The following is a 17,754-nucleotide window of genomic DNA, read 5'->3' on the forward strand; positions in this document are numbered from 1 at the left end:
CACGTAACCCGGGCGAAGAAAACGAGCGAAGAGACGGTCTTCAGCCTGCAGAACGGCCTATCAGGCGTCGAGTTCCTCGGTCAGGAGCTGACGGAGGACCATGTGGAGGACGCCGCCGTGTTCGACGTAGTCCACGGCAGAGGGCGTCGCGACCTGCGCCGTGACGTCGAACGTCGTGGTGTCGCCGGCTTCGGTTTCGGCGGTGACGGTGAGACGCTCGCTCGGTTCGAGGCCGTCTTCGAGTCCTTCGATCGTGAAGTACTCCGTGCCGTCGAGCCCGAGTTCCTCCCAGCCCTCGCCGTCGTCGAACTGCAGCGGGAGGACGCCCATGCCGATGAGGTTGTCGCGGTAGATGCGCTCGTAGCTCTTCGCGATGGTGGCGCGAACGCCGAGCAGGTCGGTGCCTTTCGCCGCCCAGTCGCGGCTGGAGCCAGTTCCGAACTCGATGCCGGCGGTAACGACGAGCGGCGTCTCGTCCTCGCGGTAACGCTCCGAGGCCTCGAAGACCGTGGTCTCATCGCCGGTCGGGTGATGGATCGTGTAGCCGCCCTCTTTCCCGTCGAGCAGTTCGTTCTCGATGCGGACGTTGGCGAACGTCCCGCGCATCATGACCTCGTGGTTCCCGCGGCGGGAGCCGTAGGTGTTGAATTCGTACGGTTCGACGCCGCGCTCTTTTAGCCACTGGCCGGCGGGCAGGTCCTCGCCGAAGGGTCCGGCGGGGCTGATGTGATCGGTGGTGACGGTGTCACCGAGCGTGAGCAGCGTGCGGGCGTCCTCGACGTTCGAGACGCCGGGCTTCTCGAGCGGGAAGTCCTTGAAGAACGGCGGCTCCCGGATGTACGTCGACTCCGGATCCCAGTCGTAGACGTCGCCGGTCGGCGCGTCGAGCGACTCCCAGCGGTCGTCGCCCTCGAACACGCTCGCGTACTTCTCCTCGAAGAGTTCCGGCGAGACGCTCTCGTGGATGGTCTGGCGAACTTCTTCCGGATCCGGCCAGACGTCCTCGAGGTAGATCTCCTCGCCCGCGTCGTTCGTGCCGATCGGCTCCTCTTCCAGGTCGATGTCCATCTTCCCGGCGAGGCCGTAGGCGACGACCAGCGGCGGGCTGGCCAGGTAGTTCGCGCGGATCTTCGGGTGGATGCGCGCCTCGAAGTTGCGGTTACCCGAGAGGACGCTCGTCGTCCAGAGGTCGTGCTCGTCGATCGCGGCCTCGATCGGCTCCGCGAGGGGACCCGCGTTGCCGATGCAGGTCGTACAGCCGTAGCCGACGACGTGGTAACCCAGCTCCTCGAGATCGTCGAGCAGGTCGGCCTGTTCTAAGTACTCCGTGACGACGCGGCTGCCGGGTGCGAGGCTCGTCTTGACGTAGTCGGGGACCTCGAGTCCAGCCTCGGCCGCGTTTCGCGCGAGAAGGCCGGCGGCGACCATCACCGACGGGTTCGAGGTGTTCGTACAGCTCGTGATCGCGCTGACGAGGACGTCGCCGTGACCGATCTCGATCTCGGTGCCGTCGTCCAGCGTGACGGGGACCGTCTCGTCGAGTTCGGGCGGGTTCTTCGAGACGAGACCGCCGTCGCTCTCGGCCGTCCCCGCGTCGATTACACCCTCCTCCTCGAGCAGCGTCGGGAAGTGCTCGTCCAGATCGCCCATCGGGATCCGAGCGTGGGGCTTCTTGTGGCCGGCGAGGCTCGGTTCCACGTCGCCGAGATCGAACTCGACGGTCTCGGTGTACTCGGGGTTCTGCTCGCCGAAGAGGCCCTGCTCTTCGAGGTAGGATTCGACGAGGTCGATGTGTTCGGAATCGCGGCCGGTGAGTTCGAGGTACTCCAGGGTCTTCTCGTCGACCGGGAACATGCTGATGGTCGAACCCTGCTCGGGTGCCATGTTCGAGATGGTCGCGCGGTCGGCGACCGACAGCTGGGAGACGCCGGGACCGTAGAACTCGACGAAGCGGTCGACGACGCCGACCTGTCGGAGCTTCTCCGTGATGTGGAGCACGAGGTCCGTCGCGGTCGCGCCTTCGGGGAGTTCGCCCGAGAGGCGAACGCCGACGACCTCTGGAAGTTGCATCGTGATGGGCTGGCCGAGTAGTGCGGCCTCGGCCTCGATGCCCCCGACGCCCCAGCCGACGACGCCGATGCCGCCGATCATCGGCGTGTGGCTGTCAGTACCGACGAGCGTGTCGGGGTAGAGCCACTGCTCCCCGTCCTGTTCGCGTTCGTGGACGACGCGACCAAGGTGCTCTAAGTTGACCTGATGGACGATGCCCGTCCCCGGCGGGACGACGTTGAAGTCTTCGAAGGCCTGTTCGGCCCACTTGATCGCGCGGTAGCGCTCTTCGTTTCGTTCGTACTCGAGTTCGACGTTCTTCTCGTAGGCCTCGTCGCTCCCGAAGTAGTCGACCTGCACGCTGTGGTCGATGACGAGATCGCAGGGAACCTCGGGTTCGACGGCCGCGGGATCGACGCCCTTCCGGTCGGCCGCCGATCGGAGTGCCGCGAGGTCGACGACCGCCGGGACGCCGGTCAGGTCCTGCAGGACGACGCGCGACACCGTGAACGGCACCTCGACGTTCGGGACGTCGGGGCGCCAGCTCGCGGCGTTTTTCACGTCGTCGACGTCGATCGTGTCGCCGTCGGCGTTGCGCAGCACCGATTCGAGCATGACGCGAATGCTCACTGGAAGCGACTCCAGGTCGCAGAGGCCTTCCTCCTCTAGGACCGTGAGGTCGGCCATCTTGTACGAAGTACCGTCGTGTTCGAACGTCCGAATGGCGTCCGAAACGTCGTCTAATGCCATTGATTACCCTAGCCACCGGACACATTTCAATCCTCCGAGATCCGGCGTATCACCAATCTACGGCCCAAATATTGCGGGATCTACGCCAACGTGTCGTCCAGACGCGTCGGACACAGTCCGTCAGCCTCGGCCCGGGAACACTGCGTCCGCGAGGTATGGCAATAGAGTCGGTCCGCAGCGGCGTGGCGATAACGTTCGTCCACAGCGGCGTGGCGATAACGTTCGTCCGCAGCGACGTGGCGATAACGTTCGTCCGCAGCGACGGGATGGTATCATTCGGCTGTCGCGACGTCAGGCTCGAACGGCCGCGAGCCGATTCGGACTGCAACCACGTCTCGGCGAACGGGTGTACCCGGAGACTACGGCGACTGCGCCGCGATCGCGTACTGGATGTGGACGAACTCGTCGAACGTCATCGGTGCTCGTCGCTCGATCTTCTGTTGAATCTCGGTCGGGTCGAGGTCGATTTGCAGTTCGACTGCGAGCGCCTCGACGTCGAGGACGGCCGTCGTCATACCGAGGAGCAGGTGTTCACACGCTTCCGTTTCGATGGTCTCCGCGTCCGGCTGGTCGGAAGCGAGAGCGGCGATCGCGGACGCCGATTCGAGGGATATCGAGGGCGACTCACCGTCGAGGAGGGCAGCGAGGACGTCCTGGTCGATGCCCGTCTCCGCGCTCGAGGGTTCCAGTCCGACCGAGGAGACGATGGAAGCGAGCTCCTCGTCGTACTCCTCACGGAGCGCCTCCGGCGACGACGGCGCGTCCAGTCTCTGTTCGTAGAACATACCCGACGCGAGGGCGTCGGTCCGGAAAGCCGTTGTTATCCGCGAAGGTCGGCGCGAACGCCTGTCGCCACCTGTGGTGGTCGGCGAATCGGGGCCAAACCCGTGTCGCGAGCGGACACCATCGATCCCGCCAGCGCAGCAATCGGCCGACCCCAACGGTTCACCCGACGAACCACTATCGACTGGCCTGACAGGGACACCCCACGCGCGAATCACAACTGTCGCAACAGCTTTGGCGCCGGCGTTCGGTTGCTGTGATGATGGCCGATACGTGGAGCGGTGGCGTGGTCGCGTCGATGAACGGCGAGTCGCCGCCGACGGTGCCGACGTGGGAGACGGTCTCGGTCCCCGGCGTCCCGAGTGCATTCGACGGTGAGGAGGGACCGATCGCCTACAGACGAACGTTTCCCGACCCGCGAGCCGACGACGCGGAGCGCGCGGAGCTCGAACTGAGAGGCGTCTACGGGCGCGCGCACGTCTGGATCAACGAGACGTACCTCGGCACCCACGAGGGCCCGATCGACCCTGCCCGGTTTCGGTTCGAACCGCGGGAGACGAACGAGCTCGTGGTCGCCTGTGAGCCGTCGCCGAGTACAGCGGCGCTCCGGGATCGGGGCGCCACGGCGGGAGCGGTGGCCGTCCCCGGAATTCGCCACGGAGTCACTGTCCATCGGATCCCCGAATCACGACTTCGGGCCATGCAGGTGGTCCCCGAGGTCGATGGCGACAAGGCTTCACTCTCGGTGACGGTTTCGGTCGACACGATCGAGCCGATCGACGACGTCGTGACGTTCTCACTCCGGCCCAACGGGTTTCGAGGCGGTGGCTCGATGGAACGGACGCCGATCGAAGCCGACGGCGACGAACGCGTCGACGTCCGGACGTGCATCGACGTCCGCGACCCGTCGTTGTGGTGGCCGCGAGAAGCGGGGCCACAGCACCGGTACACCCTCCGGGCCAAGCTCGGAGATCGGTCGATCGAACGGACCATCGGACTCAGAACGATCGAGCAGGACGAAGATGGGCTCCGGGTCAACGGGAGGCAGACGCCCGTTCGAGGACTCTCGATTCCACCAGGGGCCTCCCCCACGAACGCCGTCGACACCGCCGTCGACGCGAACGCGACCCTCGTCCGATTCGTCGGGCACGTTCCACCCCGTTCGGTGTACGAACGCTGCGACGAGGCGGGACTCCTCGTCTGGCAGGACCTTCCGATCACCGCCGAGACTGACGTGGAGACTGCTATCGACGTGGGTGAGCGCCTCGTTCGCCACCGCGACAGCAACCCAAGTCTCGCGGTACTCGGCGTGCGAGACACCGGACACGCCCCGTTCGACGACCCCGTCGGGACCGGCGCGCTGGCCAGACTCCGGATGCGGTGGCGCGCCTGGAGAGCGAGCGCGGATCGAACCGCCGCCGACGAGATCGCGAGCGCGCTGGAGGGCGGACTCGCGTCAGTCCCGCTGGTCGGCGCCCCAGGCACCGGCGCAGACGTCGTCCGGTTCGCCCCCGGCGCCCGCTACGGAGACGCCGAATCGGTCGACTGGCTGTTCGATCGCTACCTCGACGACAGGACGGCGGGCGCCGTCGTGAGTTCGCCCATCACGGCGCGTAAGGGGAGACGGAGTGACCACAGTGTGGCGAACGCGGCGGCCGGAGAACCGTCGGACGGAGCCACCGAGGACCCCGTGTCGACTGATGGCGGAGCGAGCCCTGGTGACGAAGCCGCCGGTGACACAGCACTGCAGGCCAGTGTCGAGAGCCTCCGCCGCAGGCGTACCGGATTCGTCCTCGTCGAACCGCTCTTCGATTCGGGCACCGTCGCGAGCGGCGACAGCAACTCCGCGACCGATGCGGTCGCTCGGAAGAGCGCACCCGCATTCGAACCGCTCCAGGCCGTCGTCGAAGGGACACCGACCGCCGGCGACACGGTGACGGTCTGGCTCCTGAACGAAACGCCGGCGGTGAAAGAGGCGACCGTCACCGCACGGCCGGTGACGACCGACGATCCCCTGACCGCGTCCGTAGCTGGCTTCGATAGCACGGTCGCAGGGACCGTCGAGATACCCGCGGACGCGTCTCACCTCGAGTTGCGAGTCGATACCGACGACCGGTCCGTGAGAAACGAGTACACGCTGTAACCAGAGCGGCTACGGGACACCGAGTACCTGCTATTGTGCGAGGCGGGGAGACCGCGATCGGCCCGTAGACGGCCCAGCGAACCGTGGTAACGATTTTCACAGGGCGATTTTCCGGTACCTTTAACTAGTGGGCGGCAGTAGTTGCTGGTACCAGAGCGTCACCGGTGTGACGCGTATCGCTCGACGACCGATGACAGGAAATCTTACTGACCGAGGTCACGCCGTTTCAGAGCGATTGCTCTCACCGGTGCGGGTATGGCACAGAGGCTTGAACACATGGTAGACGAATCGAAAAACATCGAACTGACAGAGGACGATCTCGAAAACAAATCGAAGGGACAGCTCATCAAGCGGGCCGGTCAACTGCGCGATCGGCGAAACGAGCTGAACCAGATGGCTTCCGAACGCGCGTCGAAGCGCGACGATCTCAACGCGAAGACGCGCGAGAAGGTCGACGAGGCCCAGGAGCACCGCGAGAAACGCGACGAGCTCAACGAGAAGGTCCAGGAGCACAAAGAACAACGCAACGAGCTCAACGCGGATGCCAACGATCTCTTCGACAAGGTCGACCGCCTCAAGTCCGACCTCGAACTCGACGAGGGCAAGGATCTCGAGGAACTCGAATCCGAGATCGAAGACCTCGAGTTCAAACAGCAGACGGAAGTGCTCTCGACGGACGAAGAGCGCGAACTCATCGAGAAGATCGAAGCCAAGCGCGAGGAGTACGCGGAGCGAAAGGACAAGTTAGACGGTAGCGACGAACTCGAAGACCTCCGCGCAGAGGCGGAAGAAGTCCGCTCCGAGGCCTCGAAACATCACCAGAAGGTGACCGAACTGGCCGACAAGGCCCAGGAGCACCACAACCAGATGATCGAGGCCTACCGTGAGGCCGACGACATCCGCGACGACGCCGACGACATGCACGACTCCTTCGTCGAGGCACAGGAGGCAGCCGACCGCCACCACGAGGACTTCGTCCGCGTCCAGAAGCGCCTGCGCGAGATGGACAAAGAGGAAGAACAGGAGCGCAAGTCCGCTCGCGACAAGAAGAAAGAGGAAGCAAAGGAGGAAGCCGAGGAGATCTATCAGAAGTTCAAGGAAGGCGAGACGCTGGAGACCGAGGACCTGATGAAGCTCCAGAAGACGGGTCTCCTGTAAGTCCGCCGATCGGACTGTACCGACGTCGGAGGGCTCTATTCTCCACACGACGCCGTGTCGAGCGGTCCGCTCTTCGAACCCGGCAGGCGGTACGAATCGAGGGCCACGACTGACTCGGCTCGCGAACGCCGTTCGAACGGCGAGGCCAGCACCAGTGTGTCGGTCGTTCCGTCGGGCTCACCCGTCGGTCGTCGAGGCATCGGCCCGATCGAACACCGGGCACCGGGTGATCGGATTCACTCCAGGGCCTGGACGACGATGGTTCCGTCGGCATAGACGGTGACCCCGTACTCATCGAGAGGAATCCACAAATGGCCGCAGTTGCGATCGCCCGAGCGGTTCGTCGGTGAAAACAGCGACTCCAGGGCGTCGGGGTCCAGACGCTCGTACAACCGGGTTACGTGTTCTGGTTCGATGTCGGCGAGGCTGGCGACGGCGTCGACGATCGAAACGGTGATCGACTCGTCGTGCTCCCAGTCGTGCTTGCTGGTCGTGGTGGTCGTCGGTTCGACACCGGTCGTGATGGGTGGGTCGTCGATTGCGTTCATGAGAGTCTCCCCCGTCCGCTGTGGGTGGCCGCGGTGACAGGGAGTTCCGTGGTATGCCAACGGAGGAGATAAAACCCCGTCAGACAAATTTCACAATCCTGTCGTACAAAACGAATACGTCACCGCAGTGGGTGCGGGTTACGCGCGGACACTGTCTTACGTCACTCGGTGTGTCCGTCGGTACGCCGCCACCGCACCACATCGCGACGATGGCAGCGGGTGATCGACTGGCACGTTCGAGAGCGATGTCGAGTCGCGAACGCCGATCCGCGAGAGGACAAAGGATTTTACGCGGGAGCGAGGATGCTCATACGTCGTGACCTCGCTGGTCGTCTGTCTGGATCGAAACGACGACGTCGGTCGCAAGACCGGTCTCTCGACGCCCATCGTTGGCTGGGAGGCCGTTCGGGCTCTCGTGACCGACGTCGGACTCGCAGACCCCGAAGACTCCGGCGTGAACTCGCTGCTAGAAACGCTTCGCGTGGCTCAGGCGTTACGCGACGACAACGAAGACGTCGTGGTCGCGGTCGTCTCGGGCGAGCGGGAGTCGATGGTGAGCGCAGACAGAGCTGTGGCCAGACAGCTGGACCAGCTGGTCGCCGAATACGACCTGGAATCGGCCGTCGTCGTCCTCGACAGTACGGACGACGAGCAACTCATCCCGATCGTCGAGAGCCGGCTTCGCGTCGATTCCGTCGACCGCGTCGTGGTCAGGCAGGCGCGAGACATCGAGTCGACGTATTACCTGCTGAAACAGTTTCTCGGCGACGAGGAGTTACGCCAGACGATCCTGGTTCCCGTGGGTCTCACACTCCTCGTCTTTCCGATACTCGCCTCACTTACCACGCTCGCGCAGGGAGCCGCCGCCATCACGACCGTCATCGGCGTCTTTCTGCTCTACAAGGGGTTCAACGTCGACGAGATACTCACGGCGCTCGCGATCAAGGCCCGCGAGTCGATCTACTCCGGACAGGTGTCGGTGGTCACGTACGTGGTGGCAGCAGGGCTGACGCTGATCGGCGTCTTCGTCGGCGGGCTCGGCGTCTCCGGCTTAGACGACGCCTCCGGTATCTTGCTCCCGATCATGCAATTCGTCAACGACGCCGTTCCGTGGGTGGCGATGGCGGCCCTGGTCGCCAGCGCCGGCCGACTCCTGGACGAGACGATCCGGGACGAACCGCTCCGCCGTTCGTACCTCAACCTGCCCTTCGTCGTCGTCGCGGTCGGTCTCGTGGTTCGTGGCTTCTCTGCGTACTTCCTAGAACAGCAAGGAGTCATCGAACCGGTCGATATCCCGGCCGTCTCGATCGGCGCTACCACCATCGCGTCGTTCCAGCTCCCCGCCAGTCAGCGACTCGCCGTGTACGTCCTCGTCGCGTTCGCGCTCAGCATCGTCGGCGTCAGGCTGACGTCCCGCCTCGCCACGGGCACCATCGACGACTCGGAGTTCGCAGACCGGACGGACTCGGACTGAGCGACGCCGGGAGACGCCACCCATATATTCTCGCCGCCCGACCTGGCCGTATGAGCGACGGCTACTGGATCTCCCTGTTCTCGGGCGGAAAGGACTCGTCGTACGCACTCTACCTGGCTGGAGAACGGGGTATCGACGTAGATGCCCTCCTGACGATCCACCCGGCCGGTGACTCGTACATGTATCACGTCCCGGCGACGGAGCTCGCGACGCTCGCCGCCGAGAGCATCGGGGTTCCGTCGGTCGACGTCCACCCCGACGACTTCGAGACCGACTCGGCCACTGACTCGGGACGCCAGGGCGACCGTGAAGTCGAACCGCTCGCCCGCGCGCTCCGGTCACTCGCGTCCGAGGCGGACGACGGACTCGGCGGCCTCGTCGTCGGTGCCGTAGAAAGCGAGTTCCAGCGAGATCGCGTCGAACGCCTCTGTGACGAGTTCGACTGCGACCTCTTCGCGCCGCTGTGGCACGCCGATCCTCGATCGCTCGGAGACGAGATGCTCGAGGCGGGTTTCGAAATCACGATCGTCCAGGTCGCCGCAGGTGGGTTAGACGAGTCGTGGCTCGGACGAACGCTCGACGCTGACGCGCTCGACGAACTCGACGCGCTGGCGGATAGCCACGGCGTCCATCCGCTCGGGGAAGGTGGCGAGTTCGAGACGATCGTCGTCGACGGACCCCACATGGATCGGCGAATCGACGTCGCGTACGAGACCGCGTGGGACGGAACGCGCGGGTCGATAACGGTGACGGACGCGTCGCTCGAGTGAGCGGACAGGCAGCGGCGGTGTGGGCTGCAGGCGGAGGTGTGGGCTGCAGGTGGCGGTGTGGGCTGCAGGCGGCGTGGCGCGCCGATGGCGATCGGTCGCAGTGTGAGTCGTATGTCGACGGTACCGATCGTGTCAGTCGCGAGTCGACGGTACCGATCGTGTCAGTCGCGAGTCGACGTTACCGATCGTTCGAGATATGCGTGTGCGCGCCGATGAGTGCCGTCGCGAGGTTTACGTCCTCTAGCAGGGTGTCCTCGTCGATGATCGAGCCGCGGATGTCGGCGTTCTGGAGGGTGACGTTTGGGAAGACCACGGATCGTTCCAGGTGCGTGCCGACGATCTCGGCGTCGGCCATGACGTGGACGTTCTCCCCGATCGTCGCGTCTTCGAGCGTCGCCGCTTCGGAGACCAGCGAATCGCCGTCCAAGTGCCAGGCGACGGCGTCGAGGTAACTCTCGGGTGTTCCGATGTCGAACCAGGCGTCCTCGAACGTGTACGCGTAGGTCGGACGGCGTTCCTGGAGCCACTGGATGAACCAGCCGGGTTCGTCCGGGTTGTTTCCGTCCGCGAGGTAGGTGGCGATCAGGTCGACCGCCTCGGCCGGGAACGCATAGCAGGCGATTGAGACGAGCGTGCTGTTCGGTTCGTCGGGCTTCTCCTGGAAGTCGACGACTCGATCGTCGTCCAGCTCGACCAGCCCGTACTCGCTCGCCCGTTCGATCGACCCCACGTCGTAGGCGGCGATCGTCGGAGCCTCGCGCGACTCGTAGTAATCGAGGAAGTCGGGAACGTCGAACGAGAGCAGGTTGTCGCCGGCGATCACGAGGAGTTCGTCGTCGACGGCTTCGCGTTCGATCAGCTGGGCCAGCGCTCCCATCACGCCGAACTTCTCGTCCTCTTCGGTCGTCTCCTCGACGGAAAGCTGCGGTTTCTCGTAGTCCGCATCTGCGAGATGGGCCTCGAACTCGGGGGCGAACCGCTCGTTCGTGCTGACGTACACCGTGTCGATGCGATCGTCGGCCTCCAGATCGTCGAAGATACGGTCGACGACGGTCGTCTCCCCGATCGGCAGGAACATCTTGGGGCGATTCTTCGTGATCGGCCACAGTCGTGTCGCGTAGCCACCCGCAAGGACGACGGCCTTCATGGCACCCGATTCAGTGTGAGGCGATAAGACAGTTACTCTTGGGCGCCGTGACCGTGGACTGGCTCGGGACGGCGAGACGACCCTATCGTGCAGTGTCGAGCGACTCGGCCAGCACTTCGATCGGAGTCGGCGGCGCCTCGGCACCCGTCGAGAGCGACGAGAGTTGCGTCCGACACGATGCGCCGGGGGCAACGACGCGCTCGCCGTCGCTGTCGGCCACCTGGTCGAGCAGAATGGCGCCGATGGCGTCGCTCATCGAGGCGTGTTCAGCCTCGTATCCGAAACTGCCCGCCATCCCACAACACCCGGAGTCGAGTCGGTCGACGTCGAATCCGGCCCGATCAAGGACGGTACTCCCGTGTGACGCGGTCTTCGTCGCCTTCTGGTGACAGTGACCGTGATAGGTGAGCGGGGGATGCGACGATGGATCGGCCGGGAGCTCGTCGACGAGGTCGAACCGATCCAGGTACTCACAGACGCCGAACGTCGCCTCAGCCACGCGTTCGGTCCGCTCGCCGGGGAGCAAGTCGAGGTAGTCAGACTGCACCATGACGGCGTCAGACGGTTCGATCACGACGACGTCCCAGCCGTCAGTGACGAACGGGTGGAGGGAGTCGACGGCGTCAGACGCGCGCGAGCGGGCGAGGTCGAGGAATCCCTTCGAGAACGCCGGTCGGCCGGTGTCGCCGGAGACCGGTGCGAGCGCGACCTCGACGCCGGCCGCCTCCAGCACGGTCACCGCGGCTCTCCCCGCGTCCGGGTTGGTGTAATTCGTGTACGTGTCGGGGACGACGAGCGCCCGGCGGTCTGAGACCGGGGTCGCCTCAGACCTGGTGGTCGGGCGAGTCTCGAACCAGTCGGTAAACGTCTGACGAGTGAACGTCGGGAGGTCACGTCCGGCGTCGATGCCGAGCGTCCGTTCGAGGACCCAGCGGGCGCCGGGAACGGACGGGGCCCAGTTCGAGAGCGGCGCCAGTCGACTCCCCCACGCCGAGAGCGTGTGGACGTTCGCGAAGAGACGGTCGCGAAGCGACGCGCCGTTTCGTTCGCGGTACTCGTTGGTCACCTCGGCTTTGAGCTTGGCCATGTCGACCCCGCTCGGACAGTCGACAGCACAGCCCTTGCAGCCGATGCAGAGGTCGAGCACCTCCTCGACGAACTCGTCCGAGAACGGTTCGTCCGCGTCTAGATCGCCAGTCATCGCCCGTCTGAGCGCGTTCGCCCGACCGCGCGTGCTGGTGATCTCCTCCCGGCTCGCCCGATAGGTCGGACACATCACGCCCCCGGTGGTCGACTGCTCGCCCCGACAGCCACCACAGCCGTGACAGAGTTCGACCATTCCCTGGAAGCCGTTGTCGGTGTCCCACGTGAGCGTCGGTTCGAAGCCCGCCTCGAACTCGTAGTCGGGATCGAACCGGAGGTGCTCGCGCATGTCAGCTGTCCGCGAACGGGTCGACCGCGTCGGGACGACCTCGGTGGCCGCCGGTGAGGCGTCGCCTCCCGCGGAACCTGCCGCCTCGTCGTCGCCAACGACGGTACCCGGGTTGAGCAACCAGTCGGGGTCGAACGCCTCCTTCAGCTCGCGGAACGTGTCCCAGACGCGGTCGCCGTAGAGTCGGCGATTCCACTGCGACCTGGCCCGACCGTCGCCGTGTTCGCCCGAGACCGAACCGCCAAGCTCGACGACCAGTCGGGTTACGTCGTCGCCGATGCCGTGGAACCGATCGAGCCCCGCCTCCGTCTTCGTGTTCACGAGCGGTCTGACGTGGAGGACGCCGGGCCCCGCGTGCGCGTAGAACGACGCGTTCGTGTCGTGGGCGTCGAGGATATCCTCGAATCCCTCGACGAACTCGGGCAGGCGGTCGGGCGGGACCGCCGTGTCCTCGATGAACGAGGCGTGCTTCGCGTCGGTCGTCCGCGAGAGCAATATCGGGAGGCCCGACTTGCGAAGGTTCCACAGCGTCGCCCGCTCGTCCGGTTCGTGCGCCTCGAGGGCGTCGAACGCGCGGGGTGACTCGTCCGTGGGCGCCACAACCCCGTCGGCGGGAGCATCCTCGTCAGAGACTCTGCCGATCGGGTCGACGCGCGGGCACCGATCTTCGAGGAGGTCCGCGACGGCCCGTTCTCCCGCCTCGTCCGACTCGGCGTAGAACTCGACGAGCAACGTCGCGTTCGTTCCGTCCGGGAGCCGATCGGCGACGGGTCCGAACTCCGGCGTCTCACGGGCGAGATCGATGAGGACGTCGTCCAGCACCTCGACCGCAGCGGGATCGTGGTAAAGAATCCGCGAGACGTCGGCCATCGCGTCGTGAAGATTGCGATAGCACAGCATGGCGACGGCCTTGGTCTCAGGGAGCGGTTCGAGCGAGACGGTCGCCTCGGTGACGATGGCGAGGGTCCCCTCGCTCCCGGCCAGCAGGCGCGCGAGGTTGACGGTCCCCGGTTCGCCCGTCGACTCACCGCCGGGAAGGTCGGCGCCGCGGGCTTCCGCCACCAGCCGATCCAGGTTGTAGCCGGAGACGTTTCGCTTCAGATCGGGATACGCCGCCTCGATCGCGTCGCCCTCCTCGTCGAGTATCCGGGCGACGGTGGCGAAGATCCGTTCCTCCAGCGAGCCGTCGAGGTCGCCGCGCCGTTCGAGTTCGTCGACCGTGACCGCGCCGAACTCGGTCACCGTCCCGTCGGCGAGGACGACCTCACACGATTCGACGTACGCGTCGGTCTTTCCGTACAGCAGTGAGTGTGCCCCGGTCGAGTTGTTGCCGATCGCCCCGCCGATCGCGCTCTTGTCGCCCCACGCCGGATCCGGTGCGAACGTGAGTCCGTGTGACTCGACGGTCTCGTTCAGCGTCCCCAGGATCGTCCCCGGCTGGACCGTCGCCGTGGCGGCGTCGGGGTCGACGGCGACGATATCGTCCATGTAGCGCGTGAAGTCGAGGACGACGGCCCGGTTGACCGTCTGGCCGGCCAGACTCGTGCCGCCGCCGCGCGGGAGGACTGGGATCTCCTCGTCGGCGCAGTACCCCATCACGGCCGCGACGTCGTCGGTCGAGCGCGGGAAGACGACGCCGATCGGCGTCACCTCGTAGGCGCTCGCGTCGGTGGCGTACAGCGTCCGCGAGTAGTTGTCCAGTCGTACCTCACCGTCGATCCGCTCGGCGAGCGCCGCGGCGAGGTCCGGTCGCTCGACGCGCTCGCTCCGGTAGTCGTAAGTCGCACGCCGGTCGGCCGCCGGCCCGCGCTCGGTCGCCATACCCGGTGACTGGCCGCCGGACCACTTAACGACCCGGACGCCGGCAGGGCATCGGCGCGGTCCGCATCTGGCCGATCGGTGGGAATTAGCCGATCACCGCAGGTCCTGGACGTCCGCGAGCGTCAGTCCGCAGCCACAGGGACTCGCCGAGTGGGTGTGCGGTCCCGACGACGTGATGCGGACGACCGGCATCCCACAGCGGGGACACGCCGGGAACGGACACTCGTCAGGGTCAGGAAGGTCGGTCATCGGTTCGCTCCGCAGAGCATCGCCGCGACGGTGTCGGCTTCCAGCGGACAGCCACACGGACCGGCCGCGTGCAGGTGCGGTCCCAGCGTCCGGATCGTGATCACCGGTTCCTCGCAGTGCGGGCAGGGCGGATACTGCTCACGCGAGACGATGCCGATGCGATTCGGGTCGATCGGCCGTTCGACGTCGACGCGGAGCGGGTCCTCGGACGAGCCAGTGGTGGCCGAGTGGGTACGCGGCAACGGGAGTGTGTCGAGACTCTGCGTTCTCTGGCGCGAGGTACTCGGCGGGAGAAACGCGCTGCTCTTCGAATCCCCGGAGTAGGCGGGCTGTGCGCGAGGTTTATGGTGGTCTGGTGTATAGCGTGTCATGGCTGATGAAAACCCTCCCATAGGGTTTCGGAAGCCACGTCTCGGGTGTCTCAGCACCCGGGGCATTTCTGCCGACTCCGGAAGACCGGAGCCAGTGGCTTCCGCAGGAGAAAACGGGTTCGAGTATAATATATCTAATGGATATTGTTCGAAGTTTAGATTCGAACGTGGCGACGGAAATTCGGTAAATCGGATCGAACTGTTCTCCACAGCTCGGCGTAGAACCCGTCCCGAATCGGCCGAAGTATTTCACATATTCGGGGTCGATACCTGCCAGCACCCTCCCGGTTGGAGCGGAACCGCCACCGCAACGCACGCGCCCAACCGACCCCCAGACCACAACAGTCCGGTCCGACCGTTTATACGAGAAGGGGCGGCCAGGAGGTCCATGCCGAAATCACGATCGCCCTCGCGTCGCGCCGTCTGTCTGACCGCCGTGGCTCTGACTGGTGGCCTGTTCGGCGTCACACGCACCCGCGCAGCGACGAGTTTTCCCCAACGGAACGAGTTCGACGAACGGACCAACACAGAAGCGCGCCAGGAGCCACCGCGGGACGACGCGTCGAGCGACCGGTTCGACGTCTACCCGGGCGTAGTCGATCGCATCGTCGACGAGACGTTCGTCGTCATTCTGCTCGAAGCGGACGGGCGAGTCGTCGACGAGCTGGTCGAACGCCGGGACGAACTCCCGCCGCTATCGGAGGGGGATCACGTCATCGCCATTTTGGAAGGCGAGACGCTCCGATGCGTATTCCGGGTCTCGGGTGACGAAACCCGGTGAGAGGGGTGGGCATCGCCTTCGGGTCCGCGGTGATCCGAAACCTCGACCGATCACTGGTCGATCCACTGGCTCGCCCAGTCCTCCAGACTGGAGAGGACCGGACAGAGGGCCTCGCCCTTCGAGGTGAGGCTATAGTAGCTCGCGATGGGCTGGTCCTCGACGCGTCTGGTCACGAGCCCCGCGTCGGCGAGGTCGTCGAGGACGCGCGAGAGCGTCCGCGAGTTGGCCTTCGTCGAGCGCTTGATCTCGTTGAATCGTTTCTCGTCCGCCTCGCGGAGGTCGTAGAGCACGACCAGGCGCCACTTCGAGCCGATCTGGTCGATCGCCTCGACCGTCGGACAGGCCGCCTCGTTCGCGCCTTCGACGCTCGTCTCGGATTGGTGAACCTGCTGGGACATGGGTCGCGTAGTCCAGGATTATCTCCACAGCGATATATGGGTTCGGATACGAACCTGCTTTCGTCGTGATACCGGTATCGGTCACACCGACTCGACTGACGGCGCGAACGAACCGTCGAAACGGTCGAATCGACCGTCGCAGTCGCGGCACGGGACGATTCCATCCACAACACGTTTTTGTCGCGAGACCGAAGACAGTCCTGGTATGTCCACAGTACACGTCGTCGGCGGCGGGCCAGCCGGGCTGTCGGCCGCGATCTTTACCGCGAAGAACGGCCTCGAGACCGCGGTGTCCGATACTGACGGCACCTGGATGCACAAGGCGCACCTGTTCAACTACCCCGGCATCGGCTCCGTCGACGGGTCGGCGCTGACGGAGACGATGCGCAACCAGGCCGAGCACCTGGACGTCGATCTCCGTCGCGACGAACACGTCGAGTCGGTCGAACGGGCCGGCGACGGGTTCACGATCACCACGGAATCGGGTGAGGAGTCCGCCAACTACGTGGTGCTCGCGACGGGCGCGAACCGCGACCTCGCCGAGGACGCAGGCTGCGCGTTCGACGGGGACGTCGTCGACGTCGACGTCACCATGGAGACCTCCGTCGACGGCCTCTACGCGACCGGGGCGATGGTCCGCGCCGAGGAGTGGCAGGCAGTCATCTCCGCCGGCGACGGCGCGGCGGCCGCGCTGAACATCCTCTCCGCCGAGCGGGGCGACCACTTCCACGACTTCGACACACCCGCAGACGCCGACGAGCTCTTCGGTTCGCTCGTCGAGGAGTGAGCGGTCGATCGGTCACCGCGGCGTGACCACGTCGTCACACGTCGGACAGGCCGCGTACGCCGTCTCGCACGTGCCGACCTCGTACTCGATCAGTACGGCTGCACGCGGTAGTGACGACCCACAACGCGGGCAGTCGCCGATGGATCGCTCCGCGGTGCGTTCCGCGCCGTCACGTTCGATCATTACGGGTGAAGCGAGGGTGACCGGAGGCAAGTACCCGATCGTACCGGACCGAAAGTGAAAGTGACGGGACGGTCGCCCACCGGATCCGCCCCTCCGACCGAAATCCAGCAGAGTTAACACGAAACCGATCGGGGAGAGACTATGGACGTCACGCAGCGCGTTCACATCGCTCCCGTCAGCGCCGAGTACGATCGAGTCCGGTGTCCGATCGAGGAGCAGCGGGCCGACGTCGTCTACTTGCTCGTCCACGACGACCCAGACGCCGTTCCGCCGTACGTCGACGACCTGCGTGCGGAACTCGACGAGGGCGTCCAGGAGCTGACCGTCGTGGAGACGGATTTTTCGGACGTCTACAGCGTGCTCGGCGACGTCACGACGATTGCGGCCAGTCACGACGGCGACGACGTCTACGTCAACGTCTCGGGCGCGGGAACGATTCCGGCGATCGGCGCGACGATCGCCTGCATGGACGTCTCGACCGACGCCACGGCCTACTACGTCACGCCCGAATCCTACACCCACGACGGCCACGATCACCCGATCACGTCGGGCATGGAGTCGACGACGCCGATCCCGACGTATCCGATCGACTCACCGACGCCGGACCAGATCGCGATCATGGCGTTCCTGGCCGATCCGGCCGCCGTCGACGAGCGGTTCGAAACGACGCGACCGAAGAAGAGCGACCTGATCGAGTTCGCCAGGGACGAAGGACTCTCGTTCATCGCAGACCGAAACCCATCGACCGATAAGGGCGCGTTCAGGGTACTCGACACACACGTCGTCGGCCCCCTGGTCGAGGACGGCTACGTCACCGTCGAGCGGGTCGGCCGACGACGACTGGTCGAACTGACCGAACGGGGCGAGAACGCCTACCGGGCGTTCCACCACAAAGTCGACGAGGCCTGAC

16 protein-coding genes are annotated in these 17,754 nt (G+C 65.5%); 7 read left to right on the forward strand and 9 right to left on the reverse strand.

All coding sequences use genetic code 11. The annotated features are described in order from the left end of the window. Positions 1-60: 60 nt before the first annotated feature. Positions 61-2,799 (reverse strand): aconitate hydratase AcnA, encoded by a 2,739-nt coding sequence (gene acnA / locus NO366_RS15755; RefSeq protein ID WP_256531739.1) that lies wholly within the window; start codon positions 2,797-2,799, stop codon positions 61-63. Between the two features lie 359 nt (positions 2,800-3,158). Then, positions 3,159-3,584: a DUF5791 family protein gene (locus NO366_RS15760; protein WP_256531740.1), complete on the reverse strand. Its 426-nt coding sequence runs from the start codon at positions 3,582-3,584 to the stop codon at positions 3,159-3,161. A gap of 260 nt (positions 3,585-3,844) precedes the next feature. On the opposite strand from NO366_RS15760, the gene NO366_RS15765 reads away from it, so the two are divergent. Together NO366_RS15765 and NO366_RS15770 are read left to right on the forward strand one after the other, a co-directional pair. Next, complete coding sequence (locus tag NO366_RS15765) at positions 3,845-5,725, forward strand: glycoside hydrolase family 2 protein (RefSeq protein ID WP_256531741.1); 1,881 nt, start codon at positions 3,845-3,847, stop codon at positions 5,723-5,725. A 276-nt stretch (positions 5,726-6,001) separates the two neighbouring features. Beyond that, positions 6,002-6,883: a coiled-coil protein gene (locus NO366_RS15770; protein WP_256534038.1), complete on the forward strand. Its 882-nt coding sequence runs from the start codon at positions 6,002-6,004 to the stop codon at positions 6,881-6,883. Between the two features lie 236 nt (positions 6,884-7,119). Here the strand turns inward: NO366_RS15770 and NO366_RS15775 are convergent, their stop codons facing one another. Further along, a complete protein-coding gene (locus NO366_RS15775) occupies positions 7,120-7,431 on the reverse strand; it encodes a HalOD1 output domain-containing protein (protein WP_256531742.1) in 312 nt (103 codons plus the stop codon). Between the two features lie 316 nt (positions 7,432-7,747). On the opposite strand from NO366_RS15775, the gene NO366_RS15780 reads away from it, so the two are divergent. Together NO366_RS15780 and NO366_RS15785 are read left to right on the forward strand one after the other, a co-directional pair. Then, complete coding sequence (locus tag NO366_RS15780; protein WP_256531743.1) at positions 7,748-8,905, forward strand: DUF373 family protein; 1,158 nt, start codon at positions 7,748-7,750, stop codon at positions 8,903-8,905. Positions 8,906-8,955: 50 nt separating this feature from the next. Continuing rightward, entirely contained in the window at positions 8,956-9,675 is a 720-nt protein-coding gene (locus NO366_RS15785; RefSeq protein WP_256531744.1) for a diphthine--ammonia ligase, read from the forward strand. Between the two features lie 178 nt (positions 9,676-9,853). Here NO366_RS15785 and NO366_RS15790 read toward each other — a convergent pair whose 3' ends face one another. The 4 genes from NO366_RS15790 to NO366_RS15805 form a co-directional block, all read right to left on the reverse strand. Beyond that, positions 9,854-10,822: a nucleotidyltransferase family protein gene (locus NO366_RS15790; protein WP_256531745.1), complete on the reverse strand. Its 969-nt coding sequence runs from the start codon at positions 10,820-10,822 to the stop codon at positions 9,854-9,856. 82 nt (positions 10,823-10,904) lie between these two features. Then, positions 10,905-14,075: an FAD-binding and (Fe-S)-binding domain-containing protein gene (locus NO366_RS15795; RefSeq protein ID WP_256531746.1), complete on the reverse strand. Its 3,171-nt coding sequence runs from the start codon at positions 14,073-14,075 to the stop codon at positions 10,905-10,907. 93 nt (positions 14,076-14,168) lie between these two features. Further along, positions 14,169-14,324 (reverse strand): hypothetical protein, encoded by a 156-nt coding sequence (locus tag NO366_RS15800; RefSeq protein WP_256531747.1) that lies wholly within the window; start codon positions 14,322-14,324, stop codon positions 14,169-14,171. Beyond that, positions 14,321-14,695: a hypothetical protein gene (locus NO366_RS15805; protein WP_256531748.1), complete on the reverse strand. Its 375-nt coding sequence runs from the start codon at positions 14,693-14,695 to the stop codon at positions 14,321-14,323. The genes NO366_RS15800 and NO366_RS15805 overlap by 4 nt, the downstream gene beginning before the upstream one ends. 388 nt (positions 14,696-15,083) lie before the next feature. On the opposite strand from NO366_RS15805, the gene NO366_RS15810 reads away from it, so the two are divergent. Further along, a complete protein-coding gene (locus NO366_RS15810) occupies positions 15,084-15,476 on the forward strand; it encodes a hypothetical protein (RefSeq protein WP_256531749.1) in 393 nt (130 codons plus the stop codon). Positions 15,477-15,526: 50 nt separating this feature from the next. Here the strand turns inward: NO366_RS15810 and NO366_RS15815 are convergent, their stop codons facing one another. Beyond that, positions 15,527-15,874 (reverse strand): winged helix-turn-helix transcriptional regulator, encoded by a 348-nt coding sequence (locus tag NO366_RS15815; protein WP_256531750.1) that lies wholly within the window; start codon positions 15,872-15,874, stop codon positions 15,527-15,529. 205 nt (positions 15,875-16,079) lie between these two features. Between NO366_RS15815 and NO366_RS15820 the strand changes: the two genes are divergently transcribed. Beyond that, entirely contained in the window at positions 16,080-16,661 is a 582-nt protein-coding gene (locus NO366_RS15820) for an FAD-dependent oxidoreductase (protein ID WP_256531751.1), read from the forward strand. A gap of 12 nt (positions 16,662-16,673) precedes the next feature. On the opposite strand, the gene NO366_RS15825 is transcribed toward NO366_RS15820, so the two are convergent. Beyond that, positions 16,674-16,844, reverse strand: a complete 171-nt coding sequence (locus tag NO366_RS15825; RefSeq protein WP_256531752.1) for a DUF7837 family putative zinc-binding protein — start codon at positions 16,842-16,844, stop codon at positions 16,674-16,676. A 141-nt stretch (positions 16,845-16,985) separates the two neighbouring features. Here NO366_RS15825 and NO366_RS15830 point away from each other — a divergent pair, with 141 nt between their 5' ends. Beyond that, complete coding sequence (locus tag NO366_RS15830; protein WP_256531753.1) at positions 16,986-17,753, forward strand: HFX_2341 family transcriptional regulator domain-containing protein; 768 nt, start codon at positions 16,986-16,988, stop codon at positions 17,751-17,753. Position 17,754 lies beyond the last annotated feature (1 nt).

The sequence above is a fragment of the Halovivax cerinus genome (assembly GCF_024498195.1).
In the GTDB taxonomy this organism is placed as follows: Archaea; Halobacteriota; Halobacteria; order Halobacteriales; family Natrialbaceae; genus Halovivax; species Halovivax cerinus.

Coding starts and splice junctions, on each gene's coding strand:
- NO366_RS15770 (WP_256534038.1), top strand. CDS start 6,002: ATGGTAGACGAATCGAAAAACATCGAACTGACAGAGGACGATCTCGAA.
- NO366_RS15765 (WP_256531741.1), top strand. CDS start 3,845: ATGGCCGATACGTGGAGCGGTGGCGTGGTCGCGTCGATGAACGGCGAG.
- NO366_RS15810 (WP_256531749.1), top strand. CDS start 15,084: ATGCCGAAATCACGATCGCCCTCGCGTCGCGCCGTCTGTCTGACCGCC.
- acnA (WP_256531739.1), bottom strand. CDS start 2,799: ATGGCATTAGACGACGTTTCGGACGCCATTCGGACGTTCGAACACGAC.
- NO366_RS15805 (WP_256531748.1), bottom strand. CDS start 14,695: ATGACACGCTATACACCAGACCACCATAAACCTCGCGCACAGCCCGCC.
- NO366_RS15775 (WP_256531742.1), bottom strand. CDS start 7,431: ATGAACGCAATCGACGACCCACCCATCACGACCGGTGTCGAACCGACG.
- NO366_RS15800 (WP_256531747.1), bottom strand. CDS start 14,324: ATGACCGACCTTCCTGACCCTGACGAGTGTCCGTTCCCGGCGTGTCCC.
- NO366_RS15790 (WP_256531745.1), bottom strand. CDS start 10,822: ATGAAGGCCGTCGTCCTTGCGGGTGGCTACGCGACACGACTGTGGCCG.
- NO366_RS15825 (WP_256531752.1), bottom strand. CDS start 16,844: ATGATCGAACGTGACGGCGCGGAACGCACCGCGGAGCGATCCATCGGC.
- NO366_RS15760 (WP_256531740.1), bottom strand. CDS start 3,584: ATGTTCTACGAACAGAGACTGGACGCGCCGTCGTCGCCGGAGGCGCTC.
- NO366_RS15785 (WP_256531744.1), top strand. CDS start 8,956: ATGAGCGACGGCTACTGGATCTCCCTGTTCTCGGGCGGAAAGGACTCG.
- NO366_RS15795 (WP_256531746.1), bottom strand. CDS start 14,075: ATGGCGACCGAGCGCGGGCCGGCGGCCGACCGGCGTGCGACTTACGAC.
- NO366_RS15820 (WP_256531751.1), top strand. CDS start 16,080: ATGTCCACAGTACACGTCGTCGGCGGCGGGCCAGCCGGGCTGTCGGCC.
- NO366_RS15815 (WP_256531750.1), bottom strand. CDS start 15,874: ATGTCCCAGCAGGTTCACCAATCCGAGACGAGCGTCGAAGGCGCGAAC.
- NO366_RS15830 (WP_256531753.1), top strand. CDS start 16,986: ATGGACGTCACGCAGCGCGTTCACATCGCTCCCGTCAGCGCCGAGTAC.